The organism is Hymenobacter chitinivorans DSM 11115 (assembly GCF_002797555.1).
GTDB classification, from domain to species: Bacteria; Bacteroidota; Bacteroidia; order Cytophagales; family Hymenobacteraceae; genus Hymenobacter; species Hymenobacter chitinivorans.
The window spans coordinates 748665-772926 of sequence record NZ_PGFA01000002.1 but is presented as its reverse complement, the minus strand read 5'-3'; the positions used below and the strand labels follow the sequence as shown (position 1 = coordinate 772926).

Sequence of the window (24262 nt, the reverse complement as noted above, 5' to 3'; positions counted from 1 at the left end):
CCAGGCTATACGGGCCGGCCCGCAATTGGTAACGGTCCGGTTGAGCTGTCAGCCCCTGGGCTGGAAAAGTGGTTGGGGCATTCCTGCCGGACTATTCCAGCTACCCGCGGCGTTATAGGCCCCGGGCGGCGGCGAGCTGGCGGCCGGTTTCGGCCGCTTCAAATTCCAGGGCGGCAATGCGCACTGTGAGCAGGGTTTGGGCCGCCGGGCCGCACTCGGCCAGACCGTAGCGGGCCTGGGTTTCGATTTTCTGGAGCCAGGCTTCCAGCCCCGGGCCGTCGGGGGCGGTGGTCAGCAGGGCCTGGTAGAGGGCCGGCAGCGCCTGGAGGCGGCGCTGGTACTGGGTGGCCTGGGTTTGGAGTTGGATAAGCTCCTGCCGCAGTCCCTGGGCCTGGCGCAGACATTTGCGCTGGTGCAGGTGCAGGGGCTCCCAGGATGCGGCGGCCAAGGGTGGCGCGGGACAGTTGGCAGAGGTGGTTAGCGGAGCACTGAGCAGCGCCAGGCGGGCCTCGGCAGCCGCCGGCAACGCCCGCCGGCCGGTTTCGACTAAGGCCACCAGTCCGCGCGAGACGCCCAGAAAATCAGCTAGCTCCTGTTGGGCCAAGCCATAATAGGCGCGCACTGCGAGCAGCAGCGGCTCGGTTGCCGGCGAAATAGCCATAACGGAACGGGGAATAATCGGTAAGCAATAACCTGCCCGTCGCCCTAAGTAGCCGCCGGGTCAATAAGCAGCCCGACGCTCGGGCCGTGGGGCCAGCTTCGGGCTGAATAACTAGTATAATATAGGGGAAGGCGTATTGTTTGCGGCCAGGCTTTACCGATTTATTATGCTTTGCCCGCTACGTGGCTCCGATTCACTTGCGCTACAGGCTAAGGCCAAGGATAGTATACCGCCGTGCGCAACAGGAATATCGACTAACGGGGGGCGGCCTTTTCCCATCCTTCCGGGTAATAGCCCGACTGCCTCAGAAAGCCTTCCGTGGCAGCCGGGTCGGCGTACGTCAGCTCGATGATTTCTTTGATGGCCTGCCGCTTGTTGCGGGCCTGGGCATAATAGGCCCGGCAGATGGTATAGCCCATGAAGTAGCCCAGGTCGGAGGTGGGGCCGGCGTTGGACCCGTTGTAGAGCCACCGGCTATAGTTGGCAGTCAGCATTTCCTGCTTGAAGGCTTCCTTTAGCTCCTTCTCGTGGGCATTTCCGTAGATGAGGTAATTGGTTTGCAGGGGCCGGCGTATCACCAGCTCCGTAATAAAGTCGCAGGCTCCTTCCTTCAGCGCCTGCCCCAGCAAGTTCATATCCTCGGTGGGTTGCTGCTGGGTATGCACGTACTCGTGCACGTTCAGCGACACGATATTATTCAGGGCCTGCGCCTTGAAGACCGAACCCAGCCAGGGGTTGGTAAACTCCGATACGTCCGTTTGGGCATTGCCCGTGGCTATTTCCGTCCCGATAAGCACCTTATTCCCATTCACCGTGCCGCCCGAGTTCAACCCGCCCACGGTAAAGTAAATGCTGGCATCGCGCAGCTCCGGATACAGGCGCTTAAACCGCCGGATGCTTTGCTCAAAATCCTTGGCGCTGTTTTTTACGGCCAGCGTATTAGGCCGAATCGAGGCCCAGAACCGGGGGTACTTGGTGATCAGCGTCACCCATCTTTCGGCCGAATTGTTCCGTACTTTTATGAAGTCGGCCAGCCCTACGGTCCCCGGCCTGATGTACAGATCGGTAACGAAGGCCAGCTGCCGGGCATGGTCGGTGGTGGTTTGCACACTATCGTAGGCCACCCAGAACCGGTCGATATCCTCGGTAAACACTTTCTGCGGGCGGGCCCCCTGGGCTACCGCCGTGCTGATGCTGCCGGCCACCAGCAACAGGCTAACTATTCTTTGCATAGTACACCCACGTTTATAATGGGTTCTGCAAGCTACGCCAATATCCGGCAACCTAGATATAGCGGCGGCGCCAGATCTTATACCAGTGCTTGTTGCGGGGGTAGCGGCGGGTGCTGGTAATGTTGTTGAACACCAGGGCCACCAGCAATAGAATAACGACGCCCGTCAGCACCGGCATCAGCATATACCAGTAGCCCAGGGCCTTGAGCTGGGCCGAGCCAATGGTAGCCACCAGGGCCGTAGCGCCGCCGGGCGGGTGCAGGGTCTTGGTGATCTGCATGACCACAATGGTCAAGGACACGGCCAGGGCCGCGGCCAGCCACAGCTCCCCGCCCACCAGCTTCTGCACCGTGACGCCGATAAAGGCCCCAATCAGGTGGCCGCCAATGAGGTTGCGGGGCTGGGCCAGCGGGGAATTGATGTGGCCGTAGAGCAGAACCGAAGTAGCCCCGAACGACCCAATGATCCAGAGCGTATCAGTGCGCTCCAGCACGTAGCTGTTCAGCAGGCCAATGAGCCCGATACCCACGAAAGAGCCCAGAAACGTCCAGATGTGCTCCTTGTAGTCGAACAGGGTTTCCTCGTAGATAATCAGCTTTACGTGGCGGGCCTGCCGCCGCAATCGTCTTTGCATAGTCAGTCTCGTTGGGCCTGGCCAACGGTTATTCTGTGCGGGCAAAGGTAGGCGAGCAGCCTGGCCCGTCAAATTCAGTGCCGCCACGCGGGCGTAGCGACACTAGGGCATCAGGGCAGAAGCAGGTGGCACCAGCTGGGCATGCTTCTACCCCTTCAGGTAGAAGGCCTCGTGATTTTACCTACCTCTTTCTACCTATCCAGGTAGAAGGACTAGAGTATTTCTACCCCTTCTTCTACCAAGCTGGCACTGGAAACTAGTTCGGGCTCTGCAGGCACCTCATTATCTCCCAGAAACCAAACCGGCCCGCCGCAACGGGGGTTGCGGCGGGCCGGGGGGGCGAGTATGCATCTTTCGCAGTCGCTCGGCTACGCCGAGTGACGACTATGCCGGAGGGGCTCTGCCCCGAGCGTCCCGCGCCATCCGGTTGTTCTGCTGGCGCGGGCCAATTCGCAGCAGAGCTGCTCAGGCGTAGTCGTCACTCGGCAATAGCCGAGCGACTACGACGGGGTGTTGCGGCGGGCCGGAGGTGGCTCGGTTGACTCCAGTCAATTGGGTTCTACTCGTTCTACCGTAACGGTGCTACGGACGTAGTTGAGCAGGATGAGCCCGATAACCAATAATAGCGCCTGGGACAAATAAAATTCGATGCTAAAAGAGGAGAAACTATCCAGCATCTCATTTAAGAAACGGCCGGCCAAGCTTAACGCGGGGCCAACTATGAGCCCGATGATTAGCCACCATTTCAGGTTTACCAAAGCATTTCTATGCCTGGTTAAGACAAGATATAGAAGGGCCATCATCCATATCAGCCGAATGCCAACAAGCAGATTAAAGCCCGTTGTCAGAACATAACCAGACAGTAGCAACCCGCCTACCAGCATCACTATCAGTAGCCAATACACTACAGCGTTATTGAAGACTGTTTTCTCCATTTATAATGTATTCTTTATTGCAGTTGCTCAGCGGTACTGAGCAACTGCGGGGAGCGGAAGGCAAGTTTGCCACGTGAAGCTCACGCAGCTTTGGGGGTAGTTGATGGCAGCGAATCGGGCATTACTTCCACTACTTGCCCGTCGCGCACAATAACCACGGGGGTCTTTTTGTAACGCTTGAAGGCCAGCATGCTTTCGTAGGCTGTTTCCAGCGCAGCTTGCAGCTGCTGGCTGGTATAGGTCACTTGTTGCGGCTGGCTCATTGGTAAAAACTAGTTAAGGATTGCCAAATTACTGAATCCTGGACGGTGATAGTATCGGCGGTGCCGTTTGCTATACGGCGAGGCAGCCCGGCTGAATTATCTATAAACGTCCAGTTATTCACAACTGCCTTGTACTCGGATAAACGCTAGGTAGTGGCGCGTCGCCAGCGTCGTTTCCAGCGCGAAAGTTTCGCCCGCCGCCAGCAACTCCTGCAGCCGCGTGAGCATCAGCCGGCCCGCCTGCACGCTCACCGTTTCGGGCTGAAACGGCGAGAGGCCCCGGGCAATTTCATCGGCATTCACGAACTCCCGGCACCCGAGCAGCGTGGGCAGCAGGGCGTAGGCGGCCGTGGTTTTACCCGCCCCGTTGCAGCCGGCCAGGAGGTAGAGGGTTTTCATGGACGGTAAGGTACTGCCTCACTTTGAAACGAAATCGGCCCGCCGCAACGGGGGGTGCGGCGGGCCGGACTATTCAAGAGCCTATCTTGATTAAGCGGCTTAATTGTAAGCCATACTCAGCAAAGCGCCTGTAGGGCGCTCATTATTACATGCTTTGCAGCTCCCTATATGCTGCTATTTGTTCGTCTCTAGAATGGACTTGCATTGTATAATCATCAGGCCATTCTCGAACAGCTTTATCAATGATATTTTGAAAAACTGTATTCGGAATATCTGATGGTTTAGGTTCTTTCATATTGGCTGCTGCTTCCTTTTGCACTTTTACACAATGTATTCGCATCGAAAAATCTTCTGGCCATTGGCTTTCACAATAACTCTTGATACTATCAATATCAGATACGCTACTCACACTACGGATTTTCTCGGCCTCTATTGGAAGTACTCCATTCAGCAAAGTTTCTACTAGTACTTCTATCTTATCCTGATATACTGCTGGAGATTCGCTTTCTAATTTTAAGAAACTAGACAAGTCACTAATCAGTTGATGAACTTGCGCTGTACTAGATATATTAAGAGCATTAATACCACCTAATGGGCCTTTGAGAAGTTGAGTCCCTAGATTATTAGTTACTAGCGGAACAAATGGAAGAGATGTAGCCCACCTTGCTCCAAGTTCGAAGAGTACGTATGTAGAATCCATACTGCTTGCCGAAATCAAAGCCACCATTACTTTAGCATCATGCACTTCCTTTTTCAATTGTTCATCAGTTGATGCACCAGCGGGCAGACGATAACCATCTACGCTCGTGCATCTAATTCTTCTTGCAGACATATTAAATGCAGCTCTAATCAAGTCAATCAAAAGTTTTGCAACGTTAGCATCTTGACTGCTATGACTAATAAATATATCCATATCCTTCTGCTGAGATACTTCAAATTGATTTTTGGCAGGAGACATAAGTGAGATTTTTGGATACGTTGGTGGATTAGGAAGCTGAGGAGCTGGCGGCAACTTAGGCAGCCCAGTTGTTAGAGGTGATTTCAGTTCGATATTGTCAGGATACTTACTTTCTATAAAGTCTCTTATTTCCTGTATGTTATTTTTATCTTGATCAGCGATACTCTTCAACACCTCCAATGCACTTCGTTCGTAATCGTCATCTCTGAAATGCAAACTTTGCAATAACCTATAATGCCCTTTGACCAACTCCTCTGAACCAGTGATATAAGCAATATCTAACCAATCATCATGTGTGAACAGACTACAGACTCTATTCTTTAGAGCGACAATTTCTTTACCACTGACCTTAGTCATTATTTGATTATTTTATCAAATGAAGTTTCGTCTTTCCTTCTCACACCTGAATCACGCCCACGTTATAGGCCTTCTCAATGGGCGCGTGATTCGCCATTGAAATACCCTCCGAAATAACCTTCCGCGTTTCCAGCGGGTCAATAACGGCGTCGACCCAGAGACGGGCTGCCGCGTAGTAGGGCGAGAGCTGCTCCTCGTAGCGGGCCTTGATGCGGTCCAGGAGCTCCTTTTCGGCTTCGGGCGTGATTTCCTCGCCTTTGGCTTTGAGGGAAGCCACCTGAATCTGGAGCAAAGTATTGGCGGCGGCGGCCCCGCTCATTACGGCCAGCTGGGCCGTGGGCCAGGCCACGATGAGGCGGGGGTCGTAGGCCTTGCCGCACATGGCGTAGTTGCCGGCCCCGTAGCTGTTGCCGATAACGACCGAGAACTTGGGCACCACCGAGTTGGCCATGGCATTCACCATCTTCGCCCCGTCCTTGATAATGCCGCCGTGCTCGGATTGGGAGCCCACCATGAAGCCCGACACGTCGTGCAGGAACACCAGCGGAATCTTCTTCTGGTTGCAGTTCATGATAAAGCGCGCGGCTTTGTCGGCCGAGTCGGAGTAGATAACGCCGCCCATCTGCATGGCGCCCTTCTTGGTCTTCACGATCTTGCGCTGGTTGGCCACGATGCCCACGGCCCAGCCATCAATGCGGGCCAGGCCGCAGAGCAGCGTCTGGCCGTAGAGGTCCTTGTACGGCTCAAACTCCGAGTTGTCGACCAGCCGCTCGATGATGTCCATCATGTCGTAGGGCTTCACGCGGTCCGAGGGCAGCAAGCCCAGGATTTCCTTCTCGTCCTTGGCCGGGGCCACGGGCGCTTTGCGCGAGAAGCCGGCCGTGGGGTTGGCTCCGAGCTTGTCGAAGATGTTGCGGATGTGGTCCAGGCACTCCTCGTCGGTGGCAAACTTGTAGTCCGTCACGCCCGAAATTTCGGAGTGCGTGGTAGCCCCGCCCAGGGTTTCGTTGTCGATGGTTTCACCGATGGCCGACTTCACCAGGTAGGAGCCCGCCAGAAATACCGAGCCGGTGCCGTCCACAATCATGGCCTCGTCGGACATAATGGGCAGATACGCCCCGCCGGCCACGCAGGGGCCCATAATGGCGGCCAGCTGCACGATGCCCATGGAGCTCATCACGGCGTTGTTGCGGAAAATGCGGCCGAAGTGCTCCTTGTCGGGGAAGATTTCGTCCTGCATCGGCAGATACACCCCGGCCGAGTCGACAAGGTAAATGATGGGCAGCTTGTTTTCGATGCTGATTTCCTGGGCCCGCAGGTTTTTTTTGGCCGTAATCGGAAACCAGGCCCCGGCCTTCACCGTGGCATCGTTGGCCACAATGACGCACTGCCGGCCCTGCACGTAGCCGATAACGACCACCACGCCGCCCGAGGGGCAGCCGCCTTCTTCCTTATACATTCCCTCCCCGGCAAACGCCCCGATTTCGACCGTAGCCGAGCCTTTGTCAATCAAATACTCAATCCGCTCCCGGGCCGTAAGCTTGCCTTTGGCCTTGTGGGCGGCAATGCGCTTCTCACCGCCGCCGAGCTGCACCTTCTTCAGGCGCTGGGAAAGTTGAAAAGTAAGCTGCTTAATGCTGTCTTCGTTCTTGTTGAATTCCAGGTTCATCGTGGGTGGGAGGTGGATGTGGTGAAGTTGTGAAAAGTGAAGTTGTGAATTGTCGTTCTTCTGACACCATTTACACGGCTTGAACCTCAATTCACAACTTCACCTTTCACAACTTCACTGTGAGTTCGTGCATAAAAAAATCCGCCCTGGAGGAGGCGGATTCAAAGGTAAGCAAGTAGCGCGAAGCGGCAGCTTCGCGCTACTGCGGTAGTCAGGGCTATTTTACGGTGGAGTCGGTGGCGCCGATGCTGGGCGTAGTTTCCACTTTCTTCTCCTCCACTTTGATTTCGCCGCCGGGCTTCTTGGTGGTTTCTTTCTTGGTCTTGTCCTTGCCCCCACCCCCGAACACGGAGAAGTGCACGTAGCGCTTGGGGTTGGCCTTCAGGTCCACGAGCAGGGCGTTGGAGCTGGCGGCCGTGGCGTTGAGGTTGGTATAGAGCGAGTCGTTGTTGATGAGCTTGCCCAAGGAGCCTTTCTGGTCGGTCAGGGCCTTGTTGAGGTTGGTCATCGAGCTTTGGGCCTCGGTCATGGTGGCGTTGAGCTTGCGCATGGCCGGCCCCACGGGGGCGTTTTTGAGCGAGTCGCTGAGCTGGGAGAAGTTGGAGGCAATCCGGTCAAACTTGGTGCTGGTCTTGTTCAGCTCAGCCGTGAGCTTGGCCATGTTGGTGGTAATCTGGTTGATGTTGCGCTGATTCATAATCAGCAGGTTTTTCAAGGCCTCCGTCGAGCCCTGGGCGTTGAGCAGGGTGGCCTGCAAGCTCACCTTGGCTTCTTTGCTCAGAAAGCCATTGACCTTCATCAGCGTCGAATCGACGGTGCCGAGCACGGGCAGGGCCTTGGCCTGGAAGGCGTCGGTGATGCTGGCCACGGTGTAGGATTTGAGCTCCTCACCCCCGTCGTACACCTTCGAGTTCTTGCCCAGAAACAGGGTGATGGTTTTGCTGCCCAGCAACGAGCCCGAGAGGCTGGCCACGGTCGAGTCGCCGACGGTGATGCCTTTCTGCAGCTCGAGCGACACGCGGATGCGGTTGCGGTCCTGGGGCAGCAGCTCCATGTTCTTGACCTGCCCCACCTTGATACCGTTGAGGATAACCGGGTTACCCACGGTCAGGCCGTCCACGTTGTCGTACTTGGCGTAGTAGGTGCGGTCCGAGGAAAGCAGGTTGCTGCCCTTCAGAAAGTTGAACCCGATATATAAGGCTGCCAGGGCAACAATGCCCAGCAGGGCTACTTTAATTTCTTTCGACACGTTGCGTCTGATCTTGAGGGTGTAACGGGCGGCAATAAACGCTAACTCAACACAAAATGGATTGAAGCCGGCTTATTCTCCATTCATGGCTTCCAATTCGGTTTTATAATCCCGGAAAGCCCGGTAGATGCCCGAGGCCATATACGATTGCCCGGACTTATCGTTTAGATACTGCTCCTCGGTGCGGTTGGTCAGAAAGCCAGCTTCAATCAGCACCGAGGGCATGGTTGATTTCCAGAGCACCAGAAACCCGGCCTGCTTCACCCCGCGCGAGTGCCGGGCCACGGTGGTGCGAAACTGCCGGTCGACTTTCTGGGCGAAGCGCAGGCTGTTGACCATGTGGGCACTCTGGTAGAGCGAAAACAGGATGTGGCTCTGCGGGGAAGTCGGGTCGAAGCCGCTGTAGCGCTCCTTGTAGTTGTCTTCCTGCAAGATTACGGCATTTTCGCGCTTGGCCACCGACAGGTTGGCGTCGGTCTTGTGCGGCCCCATCGTCCAGACCTCCGTACCGTAGGCCGACGGAGCGCTGGCGTTGCAGTGGACCGAGATGAACAGGTCGGCTCCGTGCTTGTTGGCAATGCCGGCCCGGTCGGCCAGCTCCACAAACACGTCGGTCTTGCGGGTGTACACCACCTTCACGTCGGGCATATTCTCCTCGATGAGCTGGCCCAGCTCCAGGATGATTTTCAGGGCCACATCGGCCTCGCGGGCCTTCACGCCGGTGCAGCCCCGGTCCTTGCCACCGTGGCCGGCATCGAGCACTACAGTGCGCAAATGATACTTGGGCCGGGGCACGCCGGGCGCACCCGGAACCACGGCGCCCGACGAGCCCGAAAGAAAAAGCAGACCCGACAGGCAAAGAGCGACAATATTCCGCACGGAGTTCGTTAGTTGGGGCAGCTACCCGTTACCTTTGCAAACAGCCACAAAATAAACGATAAAAACCACGTGGCCCTGCCTACGCTGTCTATCCTGCCTGTTTTCCGCCTTTATTACCGTGCCTGGCCGCTTCTGCTCCTTGTAACCGGGCTTTGGCTCAGCAGTAGCGCCCCGGCCTGGGCGCAGCGCAAGCCTAAGGTTCCGGCCCCGGCGGGCGTGCCGGGTTTGAGCGCCCCAGCCGGCGCCGACCGTCCTTCCGCGGTGGGTGCCGATACGACCCGGGGGCGCCGCCCGCTGGCCGCCGCCGCCGACACCAGCCGCACCGGCGACTCGCTGCGCGTGTCGGCCCGTCCCAAGGGCGACATCGAAACCACGATTAAGTACTCGGCCAAGGACTCGATTCGGTTTGAAGTGCAGGAGAAAGTGGCCCGGCTTTATAATAAGTCGAACATCGACTACGGCGACATGGAGCTCAAGGCCCAGCGCATTACCGTCGACTACAGCAAAAACCTGCTCACGGCCGAAGGCGCCGCCGATACGACTGGTAAAGTTCTCGGGAAGCCCGTGTTCAAGGATGGGGGTGGCACTTACACGGCTGGCCGTATCAACTACAACTTCAAAACCAAGCGGGGCAAGATTGCCGAGGCCGTTACCCAGCAGGGTGAGGGCTACCTGCACGCCGAAACCATCAAGAAAAACGAGCTGAACGAAATCTTCGGCCGCAACGGGCGCTACACCACCTGCAACCTGGAGAATCCGCACTTCTTCATCAACGCCACCAAGATGAAGGTCATTCCCAAGGAAAAGGTGGTGACCGGGCCCTTCAACATGGTTATCGGCGACATTCCCACGCCGCTGGGCTTTTTGTTTGGCTACTTCCCCACGCCGGGCAAAAGCCGGGCCTCGGGCCTGCTCTTTCCCACCTTCGGCCAAACTTCGGACCGGGGTTTTGCCCTGCGCAACGGCGGCTACTACTGGGTCGTCAACGACAACGTGGGCGTGCGCCTAACCGGCGACATCTACTCGGGCGTGGGCAACTCCTTCGGGGGCTACAACCTGATGGCCGAAACCCAGTACCTGAAGCGCTACTCCTACAACGGGCTGTTCAACTTCTCCTACAGCTCGCGCCCCCCGGATATTATTCTGCCCTCTCCCTCGGTCAATACCAACCTGGAGTACCGCAAGCCCCGCTCGGCCCGTACGCTGTGGGTCAACTGGAGCCACACGCCTACGCCCCGGCCCGGCGGGGGCCGATTTTCGGCCAGCGTAGCCGCGGGTAGTCCCGACTTCAACCGGCAGAACAGCTACGACCCGCGCCGCTACCTGGCCGCGGCCTTCAACTCGACGATTCAGTACTCGAAGACGATTCGCAACTCGCCGGTCAACTACAACGTGCAGCTCACCCAGAGCCAGACCACGAACGGCATCATGACCTTTACTCTGCCCAGCCTCACGGTGGGCGTGGCCCGGCAAAACCCTTACGAGTGGTTTGGACTAGCCCCTCAGGGCCGCTTCTACGAGCAGTTCTCCATCAGCTACGACTTGCAGGCCCGCAACGAGCTCAGCAACCAGGTGACGGCCCGCACCCTGCCTAATGGCCTGCCCCTGCTCGGCGGCACCAACGAAGGCAGCGTAATTCCGGTGCGGTTTTCCAACCTGCGACCTTTCCTGCGCAATGCCCGCAACGGCATGCAACACAACTTCCAGATTTCGCTGGGCAGCTACCCCGTGCTCAAGCACATCATTCTGCAGCCTTCCGTGCGCTACCAGCAGTACTGGTTTGGGCAGCGCCTCACGTATTCCTACAACGACGTGGCCCGGGCCATCCGCATCGATACCGTACGGGGCCTCAACGTCGTGTCGGAAATAGCCGGGGGCCTGAGTTTGAGCACCAACGTGTACGGGACGCTGGTACGCAAAGGCACCCACAAGATTCAGGCTATCCGCCACAAAATCACGCCCAACATCAGCTACAGCTACTCGCCCGACTACACCCAGCGCAGCAGCCTGAACTGGGTAAATCCGGTTTTGGGCGACCTGGCCAACAGCCAGGGCCAGCCCTACAACGTGCGGGACGCGCGCACGGGGCGGATTCTGAATCCGGTAAGCTTCTCACGCTACAACAACTCGCTCTACTCGGTGCCCAACGGGATTCGGGCCAGCCTGATTTCCTTTTCGGTCGACAACCAGGTGGAAATGAAGGTGCGCAACAACAACGACACCACCGGCACCACGCCCTTTAACAAGGTGAGCTTAATCGACGGCTTAAGCCTGGGCACGACCTACAACCTGGTGGCCGACTCCCTGAACCTGGCCCCGCTGAATATGTCGTTTCACACCCAAGTGGCCCGCAAGCTGAGCGTGACGGCCAATGCCAGCTTCTACTTCTACCAGCGCGACTCCACTGGCCGGGAAATTAACCGGTTCCTGTTCGACCAGCCCAACCGCCGCCTGGCCCGCCTCAACAATGCCAACCTCTCGCTGACGTATCAGTTCAACCCGTCGCAGGGCAAGAAGAAGTCGGTGGTGAAGCGCGACGTGGCCCCGACCAATATCCTGGGTTCTCCCAACCAAATCAACCCCTACGAGGAGTACGTGGACTTCGATATTCCCTGGGAGCTGAACTCGAGCTTTCAGCTCAACTACACCGACCCTGGCCCCATTCCTACGCGCCGCAACTACATCCGGCCCCGCCCGATCAGCTCGGCCTCCTTGCAGCTCAATGGCTCGGTGAAGCTCACGCCCAACTTCCGCTTTGGCTACACCACCAGCTACGACTTTATCAGCAAGCGGCCGGTGGCGCCCAACCTGGACTTTTACCGCGACCTGCACTGCTGGCAGATTTCGGGCTACTGGGCGCCCTTCGGCGAATTCCGCGGCTACGGCGTGACGATTTCGGCGAAGTCGTCGTTGCTGCAGGACCTCAAGCTCAACCGCAACCGCAGCTTCTGGAACCGCTAAGCCAGTTCTTGTTCCTTGGCGCCGCCCGCTTTTTTCCTGGGGAGAAGCGGGCGGCTTTTTTCCAGCTAAAGCCCCCGGTTTTGGCTTGGACCGGGCCGCGGCCGGCCCCTGCAACCAGCGGCGGCAACGGGGCGGTAGTTGCTGGTTCTGGCAAAAAATCCGCAGCTTTGCCCTTATTCTTCTCCTTTCGCTTTAGCAGTCCTCACTGATGTCGCAGCACAAAGAAGTTAAGCTCGTCACTACGCACCAGCTCCTGGCCATGAAGCGCCGGGGGGAAAAGATTTCGATGCTCACCGCCTACGACTTCTCGATGGCCACCATCCTCGATGGGGCGGGTATCGACGTGCTGCTGGTCGGCGACTCGGCTTCTAACGTTATGGCGGGCCACGAAACCACGCTGCCCATCACCCTGGACCAGATGATTTACCACGCCCAGAGCGTGGTGCGGGCCGTGAAGCGGGCCTTGGTGGTGGTCGATATGCCCTTCGGCTCCTACCAGGGCAATTCTTCGGAAGCCCTGCGCTCGGCCATCCGCATCATGAAGGAATCGGGTGGGCACGCCATTAAGCTCGAAGGCGGGGCCGAAATCAAGGAGTCGATTACGCGCATCCTGACGGCCGGCATTCCGGTTATGGGCCATTTGGGTCTCACGCCCCAGAGCATCTACAAGTTTGGCACCTACACCGTACGGGCCAAGGAGGAGGCCGAAGCTCAGAAGCTCATCGAAGACGCTCAGTTGCTCCAGGATCTGGGCTGCTTTGCCCTGGTGCTCGAAAAAATTCCCTCAACATTGGCCAAACAGGTAGCCGAAAAGCTTTCCATTCCCGTTATCGGCATTGGTGCCGGCCCCGACGTGGACGGGCAGGTATTGGTGGTGCACGACATGCTGGGCATCACAAAGGAGTTTAAGCCCCGCTTCCTGCGCCGCTACGCCGAGCTGGCCGACCTCATGCACGACGCCGTCACGCGCTACGTGCAGGACGTGAAAAGCCACGACTTTCCCAGCCCCGAGGAAGCGTACTAAATCAATTGTGAATTCTGAATTATGAATGCTGAATTACGGGCTGGCCGAATTAAATCGTGCGCCAATTCATAATGCAACATGCATGATTCATAATTACCCCCTCAGTGAATCGTCCTAATATCTGGTCGGAGCAGAAGGAAATTCTGTTCGAAGACAACCACTTGCTCATCATCAATAAGCCCGCCGGCGTGCTGGTACAGGGCGACAATACCGGGGATGAGCCGCTGTCGGTAAAGGCCGCCGAGTACCTGCGCTTTAAGTATAAAAAGCCCGGCGCGGCCTTCGTGGGCGTGGCCCACCGCCTCGACCGGCCCGTGAGCGGCGTGGTAGCCTTGGCCAAAACCAGCAAGGCTTTGAGCCGGCTGAACGAAATGTTCCGCGACAACAAGGTGCACAAAACCTACTGGGCCCTGGTGGGCAAATGCCCCGAGCCCAGCAGCGGCCACCTCACGCACTGGCTGGTGAAAGACCCGATTCGGAACGTGACCAAGGCCTACCCCAAAATGCACCCCCAGGGCCTAAAGGCTGATTTGGACTACCAGGTGCTGGGCCAGGCCGGCAACCGCTTCCTGATTCAGGTGAACCCCATTACCGGCCGTCCCCACCAGATTCGGGTGCAGCTGGCCACCGGCCTGGGCACGCCCATCGTCGGCGACGTGAAGTACGGCTTCCTAGCCCCCCTGCCCGACGTGAGCATTGCCCTGCACGCCCGGCAGCTGGAGTTTGAGCACCCCGTCACCAAAGAAGCCATGTGCTTTCGGGCCCCGGTGCCGGAAATGGCCCACTGGGAGGCCGCCCAAACCTTCTACACCGTTTAGAAGTTTCTGGGCAGAAGGCGCCGCACTGCTCCACCCAGCTCCCGCTTAACCCGTACGTCCGCACCTGAACAAGATTTTGGCGTTTTGGGTCAAATAATTGACCACCCGTCAACGTGGTCGTAGGTTTGTGTTGGCAAATGTGAACTTATAGCCAACCGTTGGGTTTGTGCGGGCAGTTTGCTGCCGCCTCCGTTAGAGCGTCCCTAATTTTTCTGGCCCATGCCGATACTCATTTTCTTTGTAGCGCATTACTACCTGTCGCTCTTCACGCAGACGTTCTATCTGCACCGCTACGCCGCCCACAAAATGTTCACGATGAACAAATTCTGGGAGCGGTTCTTCTTTTTGTTCACCTACATCTGCCAGGGTTCCTCGTTCCTGTCGCCGCGGGCGTACGCGCTGCTGCACCGCATGCACCACGCCTACTCCGACACGGAAATGGACCCCCATTCGCCGCTTTTCTCGTCGAATGCCTTTAGCATGATGTGGAAGACCAAGAACATCTACAACGATGTGCTGAACCGCAACTACGCCGCCGCCGAGCGGTTTGAGGGCGACTACCCCGAGTGGTCCCTCATCGAAAACATCGGCGACAAGTGGTTTTCGCGCGTGGGCTGGGGCACGCTCTACGTGCTGTTCTACGTGCAGTTTGCCACCGCCTGGTGGATGTTCCTGCTGCTGCCCATCCACTTCCTGATGGGCCCCATCCACGGCGCCATCGTCAACTGGGGCGGCCACAAGTATGGCTACCAGAACTTCGACAACCACGACCACAGCAAGAACACCCTGGCCCTGGACTTCCTGGCCTTCGGGGAGCTGTTCCAGAACAACCACCACAAGCTGCCCATGCGCGTCAACTTCGGCGTGAAGTGGTGGGAATTCGACCCCACCTACATGTTCATCTGGACCCTGGACAAGGCCCGCATCATCAAGATCAAGCGCAAACTAACCGCCCAAAAACTGCAAGCCGCCGCGTAACACGGGTTATTGCGAGCAGCGCGAAGCAATTCGGCCTCTACCAAGGCCGTCACGCTCTTTACCCAGAAAGCCCTTTATTCCAGCCGGAGTAAAGGGCTTTTCACTTTAGTAAGCTCAGCACCTTTCAGAGGACGGATTGACGCCGCTTGATGCGCGGAATGTCGTGCCTTCTCATATTTCCCACATTCAACCACATTAGCACATTAATCATTAGCACATTATTCACATTCTCCCACATTCGCACATTATTTTCCCTTACCTTTGCACCTCATTTTCAACCAGACGCACGAGTTGCGTCGCTTAACCAACCCGGTTTATGGCAGTTAAAATCCGCCTCGCCCGTCGTGGCCGTAAAAAGGCCGCTCAATTTGACATCGTAGTAGCTGACGCCCGCGCCCCGCGTGACGGCCGTTTCATCGAGAAAATCGGTACCTACGACCCCAACACCAACCCTGCTTCCATCAACTTCGACGGCGACAAAGCTTTCGACTGGATCATGAAGGGTGCTCAGCCGACCGATACGGTACGCGCTATGCTCTCCTACCGTGGTGTTCTCTACCGCAAGCACCTGCAGCTGGGTGTTATCAAAGGTGCCATCTCGCAGGACGTAGCCGACGAGCGTTTCTCGGCTTGGAAAGAGCAGAAAGACGCCAAAATCGAAGGCAAGCGTACTTCGCTGGGCTCGGCTAAGGATGAGGCCCGCAAGGCTGCCCTGGCTGCTGAGACCAAAGTGAAAGAAGCTCGCGCCGAGGCTCTGCGTATCAAGAATACGCCTGTAGCCGCTCCGGCTGCTGAAGCTGCCGAAGGTGAAACGACCGAGGCTGCTGCTTCGACCGAAGGCACCGAGGAAGCCGGCGCCTAAGCGTTAGCCCCAGAGTCAGGGAGTTTGGAAGTGTGGTGCCCGCGGGTGCAGCTTCCAAGCTCCCTACTTTTTTGACCCCACTTCTCCCTTTTTGCGCATGACTATCGACGACTGCTACCTGCTGGGCTCTTTGGGCAAAACGCACGGCCTGAAAGGCTTTGTAGTGGCCTTTATGGACGTGGCCGACCTGGATGAGTACCGCAGCCTGAAATCGGTGTACCTGGAGCTGCCCGGCAAGCCCGGCAAGCTCGTGGAGTACGGCGTGGACAAGCTCCAGCCCCAGGCCGACGACCGGGCCCTGCTTAAGCTCACCGGCATCGACTCGATAGAAGCCGCCGAGCCCCTGCGCAACGCCAAGCTCTACCGCCCCCTGGCCGAGCTGCCCAAGCTGGAAGACGACCAGTTCTACTTCCACGACGTCATCGGCTACACTGTGGTGGATGCCGTGCTGGGCGAGCTGGGCACCGTGGAAACTTTCTACGAAATGCCCCAGCAGGACCTGATGGGCATGCGCTACAAGGGCAAGGAGGTATTGGTACCGGTAGTGGATGAGCTGGTTGAGCGGGCTGATCAGGCCGAGAAAAAACTCTACGTGAACCTGCCCGAAGGCCTGCTCGACGTGTACCTGAGTCCGTCTTCTCGGGAGCGGGACGAGCCCGACGAGTTCGACGGGCCCGATACCGACGACGAGCCAGCCGAAGACCAGAAGTAGCCCGTCATGCGTCTCGACATCGTCACCTGCCAGCCCGAATTGTTGACCAGCCCTTTCGCCGTTTCTATCGTGAAGCGGGCCCAGGAAAAAGGCTTGGCCGAAATTCACGTGCACGACTTGCGGCGCTATGCCATCAACAAGCACGGGCAGATTGACGACTACGTCTTCGGCGGCGGGGCCGGCATGGTCCTGCGCGTGGAGCCTATTGCCGCCTGCTTCGACGAGCTACTGGCCCAGCGCAGCTACGACGCCGTCATCTACATGACGCCCGACGGCGAGACGCTGCGGCAGCCGCTGGTCAACCGCCTGTCGTTGGCCGGCAACCTGCTCATTCTCTGCGGCCACTACAAGGGCGTCGACGAACGGATCCGCAAGGCCTACATCACCCACGAAATCAGTGTGGGCGACTACGTGCTGAGCGGCGGGGAGCTGGGCGCGGCCATCCTGGTGGATGCGGTGGTGCGGCTTTTGCCGGGCGTGCTCGGCAACGAGGAGTCGGCCCTGAGCGACTCGTTTCAGGACAACCTGCTGGCTCCGCCGGTCTATACCCGCCCGGCCGAATGGCGGGGTGAGAAAGTGCCCGATATTCTGCTCTCCGGCAACACGCCGCTGGTAGAAACCTGGCGCCACGAGCAAGCCGTGGAACGGACGCGTCAGCGCCGCCCCGACCTGCTCTCGGAAATGTGAGGAATTTGAAAATGTGGGAAATGTGAGAATTAAAGGTCGTAAAGCCTCATTTTCTACATTAACCACATCATTCACATTCAACCACATTCATCTACAGTTGTAATCATCAAAACAGAGCGCTATATTTGCGCCTCTTTAAGCGAAACCCCTTGGGCGGCGGCGCCGTCCTTTTTCAAGTTTTTCCAGCCATGAGCGTATTACTCGATTTTATCCAGCAGGAGTCCCAGGAGCGCCGCGCCAGCTTCCCTGTTTTCGCCGCCGGCGACACCGTTAACGTCCACGTGAAAATTCGTGAGGGCAACAAGGAGCGCATTCAGCAGTTCCAGGGTGTTGTTATCCAGCGCAAAAACGCCAGCACCAACGGCGAAACCTTCACCGTGCGCAAAATCTCGAACCAGATCGGTACCGAACGTATTTTCCCCCTGCTGTCGCCCAACATCGACAAGATCGAGCTGGTGCGTCGCGGCAAAGTACGTCGCGCTCGTCTGTTCTACCTGCGTGGCCTGTCGGGCAAAGCTGCCAAAATCAAAGAGCGTCGCGGTTAATCCCCGCTTCCCTTTCGAAGTACAAAAGCCGGCTCCTTTACGGGAGCCGGCTTTTTTGCTTTCAGGCCAAATCAAGCCGAAGCTGAACTAGCTGCTTTGCTGGTTAGCGTTCTGCAGATCCTGCTCGGCGCTGGTCTGCGGGTGCTGCACCTGCTTGGCCGCTTGCAGCAGGGCTTCGCCGAGCTGTTCCACGCGGGGCTTGGTATTGCCATCGGCAAAGACGGCGGCCTTGATGGTGTTTTCGCCCAGGCGGCCCAGCAGGCGGCCGATGACGTTCTTGTCGTAGGTGCCCGAGCCGAAGTGGGCTTTCAGTTCCTGCAGGTCCACGATGAGCTGGTGCAGTTCGGGGTTATCGGCATCCTTGAGGTCCTGAATCCAGCGTTGCAGCACGTTGTCGAACCCGGCGTGGGAAGCTACTTCCTGTAAGTTGCCGGTGAGCATGCCCGTAGCGGCATCGAGGTGGACTTGGTGTTGCACTTCTTTCTTTTCCATGGTATCGGGGTTTTGGCGGTAAGGGTGAGCAGTACTTTGGGTAGAGTTAACGGCCCGGCGGCGGGGAGGTTCGTGACGGCGCAGCTTTTCCGGGCCGAAAACGTACTTTCGCTACCAATTCCTTTCTACCCTGTTCCTGCTTCATGAAAAAAGTATTTACCGGCGCCGTCCTGCTCGCCCTACCCTACCTGACGTTTGCCCAGCAAAGTCTGGCTCCCAAGGGGTACTGGCAGCAGGAAGCCAATTACTCCATCGACGTTACCCTCGACGACAAGCAGCACGAGCTGCGCGGCACCGAGGAGCTGCAGTACACCAACAACTCACCCGACCAGCTCACCTTTATCTGGTTTCACCTCTGGCCCAACGCCTACAAGGACAACACCACCGCCTTTGCCAAGCAGCAGCTGCGCAACGGCAGCCGTAAGTTCCAGTTTGCCAAAGCCGCCCAGCGCGGCTACATCGACCAGCTCGACTTTAAGGTGAACGGCCAAAGTGCCCAGCTGGCTTACGACCCGGAAAACCCGGACATGGCCAAGCTGATCTTGCCCCAGCCCCTGGCCCCGGGCGCCAAGGCTACGATTTCGACGCCGTTTCACGTCAAGATTCCGAATTCGTTTTCGCGCTTCGGCCACGTGGAGCAATCCTACCAGATAACCCAGTGGTACCCCAAGCCGGCCGTGTACGACCGTAAAGGCTGGCACCAGATGCCCTACCTCGACCAGGGTGAATTCTACTCCGAGTTCGGCTCGTTTGACGTGCGCATCACGCTGCCCGCCAACTACACCGTGGGCGCCACCGGCGTGCTCCAAAACCCCGACGAGCAGCAGCGGATGGACAAGCTGGCGGCGGCCACGGCTTTGAAGAAAACCGCGGCCGACTTTGGCAAGGACCTGTCGTTTCCGGCTTCGGCGGCGGAAACCAAAACCCTGCGCTACGTGCAGGACCGTGTCCACGACTTTGCCTGGTTTGCCGACAAGCGCTTCAACGTGCTCAAGAGCGGCGTCACGCTGCCCTCGGGCCGGCCGGTTACGTCCTGGGTGCTCTTTACTAATGAGAATGCCGAGAAATGGGTCAAAGGCCTGCAGGACGTGAATAATGCCCTGACCTACTACTCCCAATGGGTGGGCGAATACCCGTACTCCGCGGCTACGGCCGTGGATGGGGCCCTGAGTGCCGGCTCGGGCATGGAATACCCGATGGTGACCGTGACCATGCCGTCGGCCATTACCCACGAGGTGGGCCACAACTGGTTTTACGGCATTCTGGGCTCTAACGAGCGGGACCACGCCTGGATGGATGAAGGCGTGAACTCCTACGTGGATGCCCGCCTGACGGAGCAGGTCGACCCGCAGGGCGGCATGTTTGGCAACATGCTCAAAAACCGCAGCCTCACCGCCAAAATCGGCATTGAGGACCTGCCCGCTTCGGCCCTGACCCAGGTGCCCTACCAGGCCGCCGCCAGCCGGGGCCTCGACCAGTCCATAGCAAACCTGCGGGCCGATCAGTACGGCAAGAACAACTATGCCAGTATCGTGTACCTGAAAACGGCCGCCGTGCTGAAGTACCTGGCCGGCTACCTGGGCCAGGAGCAGTTCGACAAGGCCATGCACGCTTACTACGACCAGTGGCAGTTCCGCCACCCCTACCCCGAGGACATGCAGGCCGTCTTTGAAGCCTCCACCGGGCAGCAGCTCGACTGGTTTTTCAAGGACATGCTGCAAAACACTTACCACTACGACGCGGCCGTATCCGACATTCAGGTGACGGATACCCAGGTAAAAGTGCTGGTCCGCAACGACTCACCCGCGCCGTTTGCCGTGCCCGTCAGCACCGTGGATGCCCAGGGCAAAGTGCTCGAAACCCAGTGGACCACCGTAATCAGCACCGAAGATGAGCAGGACGAAGCCCAGGTCAACTTCCGCCGGGAAGGCGTAGCGGCCGTGGTAGTGGATGCGGAGTACCTCACCCCCCAACTCAACCGCCGCGACGACCGAATGAAGCTAACCGGCTCGTTGCGCCGCTTCGAGCCCATAAAGGTCAAGCCCCTAGTCAGCGTGGAGCGCTGGGACCGGGCGACCATCAACTGGGCGCCGGTTATTGGGGCCAACACGTCCGACAAGTTCATGCTCGGTGCCGCGTTTTACAACAATCCGCTGGTGCGCAAAAATCTGAACTACCTGCTGATGCCCATGTACAGCTTCAACCGCAACGAGCTCAACGGCATTGCCAACGTAACGGTGAGCGTACTGCCCAACTCGGTGGTGCGCCAGATTGAGACGGGCCTGACCTTGCAGCGCTTCGAGCGGTACTTCAAGGTGGAGCCCAGCATTACGCTTAAGCTGCCCTTCTCGGGCTTCAACGGTCCGCAGCACACCATCCGCCTGGCCAACACCGCCGTGCGCGAGCAGGACCGCGGCAACGAAACGATGAGCATCCAGACCGGCGAGTACGCCGTGACTGGCGGCAACGCCCTGCAGAAGTGGAGCGCCCACGTGGAGCTCAACCAGCTGACCTCGACGATTTCGCAGGAAACCAACTCCACCAACGCCGTGCTGCTACGGGCTTCGGCCGTCTACTCACGGTTCTACTCCCCCAAGAAGCGGGTGCATGTGCGCCTGTTTGGCGGCCGTTTCCTCGACAGCTCGCCCAATTTTGTCATTGGCCTGAGCGGCAGCCCCGACTATCGCCGCCAGACGGCCTTCCTGGACCGCCAGCAGATTTCCCACGCCTTCACCGCCCAGGTCCACCAGACCGACGACCGGGACGGCGCCTTCAAAGCTTACCTGCCAGTATCCAGCCAGAAGTGGCTGAGCACCCTCAACCTGCAGGCCGACCTGCCCGTGACGCGCCTGGCCGTCTTTGCCGACTTCGGTATTGCCAATGTGCAGCGCACCGACAACTCCTTCACTTCGCGGCAGTACTACGACGCAGGTTTGGTAGTGCCCGTGATACGGGACATATTCCAGCTGTATCTGCCCGTGGCCGGTTCGCAGTACGAAAACGGCCTGCCCAACAGCCGCCAGGATTTCACGGACCGGATTCGCTTCGTGCTGCACCTGGAGCAAGGCAACCCGTTCCAGCTCCTCAACAAGTACCTTGCTGACTAACCAAATGCCTATGCGGTTTGCGTTCGGGAGTATTATCGTGGGCCTGGGGAGCGTGGGGCTGAGCAGCTGCCAGCCCGACTATGCCGAGCTGCCCACATTTTCGCCCGAACGCAAGCTGCTGCAGGTGGTAGTGGAGTTGCCCGCGGGCCACAACCACGCCCAGCGCTACGACGCCAGCAAAAAGGACTTTATGCCCGTGCGGCGGGCCGGCCTCGACCACGTGGTGGAGTATCTGCCCTGCCCCGGCAACCAGGGCTTTGTGCCCGGTACCCGCCTGGAAAGCACCAACGCCCCACTGCAGGCCCTGGTGCTGGCCGAAACCCAGCCCGAAGGCACCGTGGTGGAAGTGCTGCCCATCGGCATGCTTACCCTCGACGACAACGGCGTGCTGGAGCAAGTGGTGGTAGCAGTACCGGCCCGGCCCAGCCAGCGGATTCTGCCCGGCATTACGTCATGGAAGATGTTGGTGAAGCAGTTTCCCGGGGCTAAGGAAGCAGTGGGCCAGTGGTTTCAGCACCAGGGCCGGCCGGGCGAGGTTCGGCTGGTAGGCTGGAAGGATGAGCAGGCCGCCGACCAGCAGGTGCACCAAGCCATGAAGTAGCTGCTTAGCCAAAGCAGAGAAAACCAGCAGCGACAAAAAAGCCCGGTCGAAATGCTCGACCGGGCTTTTTTGTTGGAAGTAGGGTAAGCTACTCAATCTTGTTCATGCGCTCCTTCACGGCTTCCAGCGCTACGCGCATGTTAACAATGTCGGCGCGGGCGGCTTCCTGCTCTTTCAGGTTCATGTCCACCAGGTTGTTGTACTGGAGCAATTCAGCGGCGTTCTGAGCGAGCTGCTGCTGAATTTCCTGCTTCTTCAGCTTGTTCTTCTCGATGTCCTTCTTGATGGCGTCAGCTTTGTTGATAACGGCCATGTGGTTGTTCTGCGACGAAACGAGAGCCTTTTCAGCTTCCGAAACCTGGACGGCCAAGTCTTCGCGGTAGAGCATGCGGGCGAAATCCTTCAGGTATTTCTCCGAAGCTTTCCACTGCACGGGGGTAGCATCTTTGCTCAGGTAGGCGTTGCCCAAGTCAATCGACCACCATACGGTCGTGCCGGTGGGGGTAGCGTCTACTTTGCTGATCACGCGGATCGGCGTCTTGGAAATGTCTTCAATTACTACGCCGTCCATGGTGTAAACACCTTTGTCCGACTTGAACTTGCTGCCGAACTTTTCGTTCAGCATTTTCTGCCAAGAATCATCAACGCGCTTGCTGTCCAGCTGGATGGTAACTCGCTGGCCTTTACGGGGAATACCCTTAATGGCCATGTCTGTTTCATCTACGGGCGATTTCTGCGCGTAGCCAGTCACCGATAGCAAAAGCATCAGTAGCAGAGAGAGGAGTACGCCTGGTTTCATAGTGAAATGAAAAAGTTAAAGAGAATGAGGTTACAAAAGGTGGTGTGGGCTCCGGCGGAGGAATCCAACTCACCAAATTTAACCAGACTCCCCTGATGTTGACGCACGCTACCTTGATTTTTTTTGCAGAATATTGATTTTATTGGATAGTGACTATCGAATATTATCAAAATTCAAATTGCATATTCTTAAAGCCGGAATAAGTAAAACTGCATGGGGACACAAAAACCGCTTAATCTATTTGGAAATCAAAACAAAAGCGCGTATTACCAGTTCAAAGACCCTATGCAAGTAACTGTTGGACGAACCGAACATTTCAATGCCGCCCATCGCCTGCACAACCCGGCGTGGAGTGACGAGCGCAACACCCAGGTATTTGGCAAGTGCAATAATCCTCATTATCACGGCCATAACTACGAGGTTACCGTGCGCCTAACCGGCCCGGTAGACCCCGCTACCGGGTACGTGTATGATTTGAAGCGGCTTAGTGACCTGATCAAACGCGAGATTCTGGATACCTTTGACCACCGGAACCTGAATCTCGATACCGAGGATTTTCGCGAGCTTAACCCTACGGCCGAGAATATTGCTGTCGTGATTTGGAACCGGCTGCGGGCTCACGTCGAGCCCCACCTCGTTCTGTCGGTCACGCTCTATGAAACGGACCGCAACTTTGTTGAATACCATGGATAATTCCGTGTCAGCGGCCGCGGCCGCGCACAGCTTCGGATCCGCCGACGCTCACCTGTCGCCGGACCTGCGCACTCCCCTCCGCCCCGATGCTTTTGCCTTGTCGGAGGAAGAAAAAATTGCCGGCATTGCCGAGCACTTCCACGAAATCATGCAGCTACTGGGCCTCGACCTCAACGACGATAGTCTGAAAGGTACGCCGCGCCGGGTGGCCAAGATGTACGTGCAGGAGTGGTTCCGGGGCCTCGACCCCAAGCACCGCCCCGAGGTGAAGCTTTTCGACAACCGCTACGGATACGGGCAGATGCTGGTTGAAAAGGACATTACCGTGTTTTCGTGCTGCGAGCATCACTTCGTCCCGATTATGGGCAAGGCCCACGTGGCTTACCTGCCCGGGGAGCATGTGGTGGGCTTGTCGAAGCTTAACCGGGTGGTGCAGTACTACGCCCGCCGCCCCCAGGTGCAGGAACGCCTGACCCGGCAAATTGCCGAGGAGCTGAAACACTCTCTGCAAACTGAAAACGTGGCCGTGCTCATCGAAGCCGACCATCTGTGCGTGATGAGCCGCGGGGTAAACGACACGAGCAGCAGCACGCTGACGGCCGAGTACGGCGGCCTATTCAAGGAGGATTCGACGCTGCGGGCCGAGTTTTTGCGGCTATTGGGCAAATGAAACGCGCCGGGGTTGCCCATTAGATAGTAGCTTGCAGCCTGATTTTCTGCTTCCTCCCGCCCACACCCGGTAGCGTC

At 57.9% G+C, this 24262-nt stretch carries 23 protein-coding genes; 12 read left to right on the top strand and 11 right to left on the bottom strand.

Annotation, left to right across the window (positions count from 1 at the left end; translation table 11 throughout):
* Positions 1 to 112: 112 nt before the first annotated feature.
* The 9 genes from CLV45_RS16965 to CLV45_RS16920 all read right to left on the bottom strand — a co-directional run bounded on the left by CLV45_RS16965 (position 113) and on the right by CLV45_RS16920 (position 9236).
* A complete protein-coding gene (locus CLV45_RS16965; RefSeq protein ID WP_100337642.1) occupies positions 113 to 661 on the bottom strand; it encodes a hypothetical protein in 549 nt (182 codons plus the stop codon).
* A 254-nt stretch (positions 662 to 915) separates the two neighbouring features.
* Complete coding sequence (locus CLV45_RS16960; protein ID WP_157807601.1) at positions 916 to 1893, bottom strand: DUF2268 domain-containing putative Zn-dependent protease; 978 nt, start codon at positions 1891 to 1893, stop codon at positions 916 to 918.
* A 52-nt stretch (positions 1894 to 1945) separates the two neighbouring features.
* The gene (locus CLV45_RS16955; protein ID WP_100337640.1) at positions 1946 to 2527 is read right to left on the bottom strand and encodes an HPP family protein; all 582 of its coding nucleotides are present in this window, start codon (positions 2525 to 2527) and stop codon (positions 1946 to 1948) included.
* A gap of 1015 nt (positions 2528 to 3542) precedes the next feature.
* The gene (locus CLV45_RS16945; RefSeq protein WP_100337638.1) at positions 3543 to 3725 is read right to left on the bottom strand and encodes a hypothetical protein; all 183 of its coding nucleotides are present in this window, start codon (positions 3723 to 3725) and stop codon (positions 3543 to 3545) included.
* A 114-nt stretch (positions 3726 to 3839) separates the two neighbouring features.
* Positions 3840 to 4124, bottom strand: a complete 285-nt coding sequence (locus tag CLV45_RS16940) for a hypothetical protein (RefSeq protein ID WP_211289955.1) — start codon at positions 4122 to 4124, stop codon at positions 3840 to 3842.
* A gap of 145 nt (positions 4125 to 4269) precedes the next feature.
* Positions 4270 to 5439, bottom strand: a complete 1170-nt coding sequence (locus CLV45_RS16935; RefSeq protein ID WP_100337637.1) for a TIR domain-containing protein — start codon at positions 5437 to 5439, stop codon at positions 4270 to 4272.
* Positions 5440 to 5479: 40 nt separating this feature from the next.
* Positions 5480 to 7108, bottom strand: a complete 1629-nt coding sequence (locus tag CLV45_RS16930; RefSeq protein WP_100337636.1) for an acyl-CoA carboxylase subunit beta — start codon at positions 7106 to 7108, stop codon at positions 5480 to 5482.
* A 217-nt stretch (positions 7109 to 7325) separates the two neighbouring features.
* Positions 7326 to 8357, bottom strand: a complete 1032-nt coding sequence (locus CLV45_RS16925; RefSeq protein WP_157807600.1) for an MlaD family protein — start codon at positions 8355 to 8357, stop codon at positions 7326 to 7328.
* 72 nt (positions 8358 to 8429) lie between these two features.
* The gene (locus CLV45_RS16920; protein WP_100337634.1) at positions 8430 to 9236 is read right to left on the bottom strand and encodes an N-acetylmuramoyl-L-alanine amidase family protein; all 807 of its coding nucleotides are present in this window, start codon (positions 9234 to 9236) and stop codon (positions 8430 to 8432) included.
* A 225-nt stretch (positions 9237 to 9461) separates the two neighbouring features.
* Between CLV45_RS16920 and CLV45_RS16915 the strand changes: the two genes are divergently transcribed.
* The 8 genes from CLV45_RS16915 to rplS all read left to right on the top strand — a co-directional run bounded on the left by CLV45_RS16915 (position 9462) and on the right by rplS (position 17823).
* On the top strand, positions 9462 to 12197 hold the full coding sequence (locus CLV45_RS16915) for a putative LPS assembly protein LptD (protein ID WP_157807599.1): 2736 nt from the start codon (positions 9462 to 9464) through the stop codon (positions 12195 to 12197).
* 208 nt (positions 12198 to 12405) lie between these two features.
* The gene (gene panB / locus CLV45_RS16910) at positions 12406 to 13221 is read left to right on the top strand and encodes a 3-methyl-2-oxobutanoate hydroxymethyltransferase (protein ID WP_100337632.1); all 816 of its coding nucleotides are present in this window, start codon (positions 12406 to 12408) and stop codon (positions 13219 to 13221) included.
* A 104-nt stretch (positions 13222 to 13325) separates the two neighbouring features.
* Positions 13326 to 14039 carry an RluA family pseudouridine synthase gene (locus CLV45_RS16905; RefSeq protein WP_100337631.1) on the top strand — a complete coding sequence of 238 codons (714 nt, stop codon included), beginning with the start codon at positions 13326 to 13328 and terminating at the stop codon, positions 14037 to 14039.
* Between the two features lie 219 nt (positions 14040 to 14258).
* Complete coding sequence (locus CLV45_RS16900) at positions 14259 to 15017, top strand: acyl-CoA desaturase (RefSeq protein WP_100337630.1); 759 nt, start codon at positions 14259 to 14261, stop codon at positions 15015 to 15017.
* Between the two features lie 316 nt (positions 15018 to 15333).
* A complete protein-coding gene (locus CLV45_RS16895) occupies positions 15334 to 15879 on the top strand; it encodes a 30S ribosomal protein S16 (RefSeq protein ID WP_100337629.1) in 546 nt (181 codons plus the stop codon).
* Positions 15880 to 15976: 97 nt separating this feature from the next.
* Positions 15977 to 16591, top strand: a complete 615-nt coding sequence (gene rimM / locus CLV45_RS16890; protein WP_100337628.1) for a ribosome maturation factor RimM — start codon at positions 15977 to 15979, stop codon at positions 16589 to 16591.
* Between the two features lie 6 nt (positions 16592 to 16597).
* Positions 16598 to 17278, top strand: coding sequence for a tRNA (guanosine(37)-N1)-methyltransferase TrmD (gene trmD / locus CLV45_RS16885; protein ID WP_100337627.1), 681 nt, complete (start codon positions 16598 to 16600; stop codon positions 17276 to 17278).
* A gap of 188 nt (positions 17279 to 17466) precedes the next feature.
* Positions 17467 to 17823, top strand: coding sequence for a 50S ribosomal protein L19 (gene rplS, locus CLV45_RS16880; protein WP_100337626.1), 357 nt, complete (start codon positions 17467 to 17469; stop codon positions 17821 to 17823).
* An 87-nt stretch (positions 17824 to 17910) separates the two neighbouring features.
* On the opposite strand, the gene CLV45_RS16875 is transcribed toward rplS, so the two are convergent.
* The gene (locus CLV45_RS16875) at positions 17911 to 18315 is read right to left on the bottom strand and encodes a hypothetical protein (RefSeq protein WP_100337625.1); all 405 of its coding nucleotides are present in this window, start codon (positions 18313 to 18315) and stop codon (positions 17911 to 17913) included.
* Between the two features lie 143 nt (positions 18316 to 18458).
* Here CLV45_RS16875 and CLV45_RS16870 point away from each other — a divergent pair, with 143 nt between their 5' ends.
* Both CLV45_RS16870 and CLV45_RS16865 read left to right on the top strand, forming a co-directional pair.
* A complete protein-coding gene (locus CLV45_RS16870) occupies positions 18459 to 21422 on the top strand; it encodes a M1 family metallopeptidase (protein ID WP_100337624.1) in 2964 nt (987 codons plus the stop codon).
* Between the two features lie 10 nt (positions 21423 to 21432).
* Positions 21433 to 22023 (top strand): inorganic diphosphatase, encoded by a 591-nt coding sequence (locus CLV45_RS16865; protein ID WP_157807598.1) that lies wholly within the window; start codon positions 21433 to 21435, stop codon positions 22021 to 22023.
* 88 nt (positions 22024 to 22111) lie between these two features.
* Here the strand turns inward: CLV45_RS16865 and CLV45_RS16860 are convergent, their stop codons facing one another.
* On the bottom strand, positions 22112 to 22648 hold the full coding sequence (locus tag CLV45_RS16860) for a DNA repair ATPase (RefSeq protein WP_157807597.1): 537 nt from the start codon (positions 22646 to 22648) through the stop codon (positions 22112 to 22114).
* Between the two features lie 459 nt (positions 22649 to 23107).
* Here CLV45_RS16860 and CLV45_RS16855 point away from each other — a divergent pair, with 459 nt between their 5' ends.
* Together CLV45_RS16855 and folE are read left to right on the top strand one after the other, a co-directional pair.
* Complete coding sequence (locus tag CLV45_RS16855) at positions 23108 to 23515, top strand: 6-pyruvoyl trahydropterin synthase family protein (RefSeq protein WP_100337688.1); 408 nt, start codon at positions 23108 to 23110, stop codon at positions 23513 to 23515.
* On the top strand, positions 23508 to 24185 hold the full coding sequence (folE, locus tag CLV45_RS16850) for a GTP cyclohydrolase I FolE (protein WP_100337621.1): 678 nt from the start codon (positions 23508 to 23510) through the stop codon (positions 24183 to 24185). Before CLV45_RS16855 ends, folE begins: the two co-directional genes overlap by 8 nt.
* The last annotated feature ends 77 nt before the right edge of the window (positions 24186 to 24262 follow it).

Coding starts and splice junctions, on each gene's coding strand:
- CLV45_RS16965 (WP_100337642.1), bottom strand. CDS start 661: ATGGCTATTTCGCCGGCAACCGAGCCGCTGCTGCTCGCAGTGCGCGCC.
- CLV45_RS16960 (WP_157807601.1), bottom strand. CDS start 1,893: ATGCAAAGAATAGTTAGCCTGTTGCTGGTGGCCGGCAGCATCAGCACG.
- CLV45_RS16955 (WP_100337640.1), bottom strand. CDS start 2,527: ATGCAAAGACGATTGCGGCGGCAGGCCCGCCACGTAAAGCTGATTATC.
- CLV45_RS16945 (WP_100337638.1), bottom strand. CDS start 3,725: ATGAGCCAGCCGCAACAAGTGACCTATACCAGCCAGCAGCTGCAAGCT.
- CLV45_RS16940 (WP_211289955.1), bottom strand. CDS start 4,124: ATGAAAACCCTCTACCTCCTGGCCGGCTGCAACGGGGCGGGTAAAACC.
- CLV45_RS16935 (WP_100337637.1), bottom strand. CDS start 5,439: ATGACTAAGGTCAGTGGTAAAGAAATTGTCGCTCTAAAGAATAGAGTC.
- CLV45_RS16930 (WP_100337636.1), bottom strand. CDS start 7,108: ATGAACCTGGAATTCAACAAGAACGAAGACAGCATTAAGCAGCTTACT.
- panB (WP_100337632.1), top strand. CDS start 12,406: ATGTCGCAGCACAAAGAAGTTAAGCTCGTCACTACGCACCAGCTCCTG.
- CLV45_RS16900 (WP_100337630.1), top strand. CDS start 14,259: ATGCCGATACTCATTTTCTTTGTAGCGCATTACTACCTGTCGCTCTTC.
- CLV45_RS16895 (WP_100337629.1), top strand. CDS start 15,334: ATGGCAGTTAAAATCCGCCTCGCCCGTCGTGGCCGTAAAAAGGCCGCT.
- rimM (WP_100337628.1), top strand. CDS start 15,977: ATGACTATCGACGACTGCTACCTGCTGGGCTCTTTGGGCAAAACGCAC.
- trmD (WP_100337627.1), top strand. CDS start 16,598: ATGCGTCTCGACATCGTCACCTGCCAGCCCGAATTGTTGACCAGCCCT.
- rplS (WP_100337626.1), top strand. CDS start 17,467: ATGAGCGTATTACTCGATTTTATCCAGCAGGAGTCCCAGGAGCGCCGC.
- CLV45_RS16875 (WP_100337625.1), bottom strand. CDS start 18,315: ATGGAAAAGAAAGAAGTGCAACACCAAGTCCACCTCGATGCCGCTACG.
- CLV45_RS16870 (WP_100337624.1), top strand. CDS start 18,459: ATGAAAAAAGTATTTACCGGCGCCGTCCTGCTCGCCCTACCCTACCTG.
- CLV45_RS16865 (WP_157807598.1), top strand. CDS start 21,433: ATGCGGTTTGCGTTCGGGAGTATTATCGTGGGCCTGGGGAGCGTGGGG.
- CLV45_RS16860 (WP_157807597.1), bottom strand. CDS start 22,648: ATGCTGAACGAAAAGTTCGGCAGCAAGTTCAAGTCGGACAAAGGTGTT.
- CLV45_RS16855 (WP_100337688.1), top strand. CDS start 23,108: ATGCAAGTAACTGTTGGACGAACCGAACATTTCAATGCCGCCCATCGC.
- folE (WP_100337621.1), top strand. CDS start 23,508: ATGGATAATTCCGTGTCAGCGGCCGCGGCCGCGCACAGCTTCGGATCC.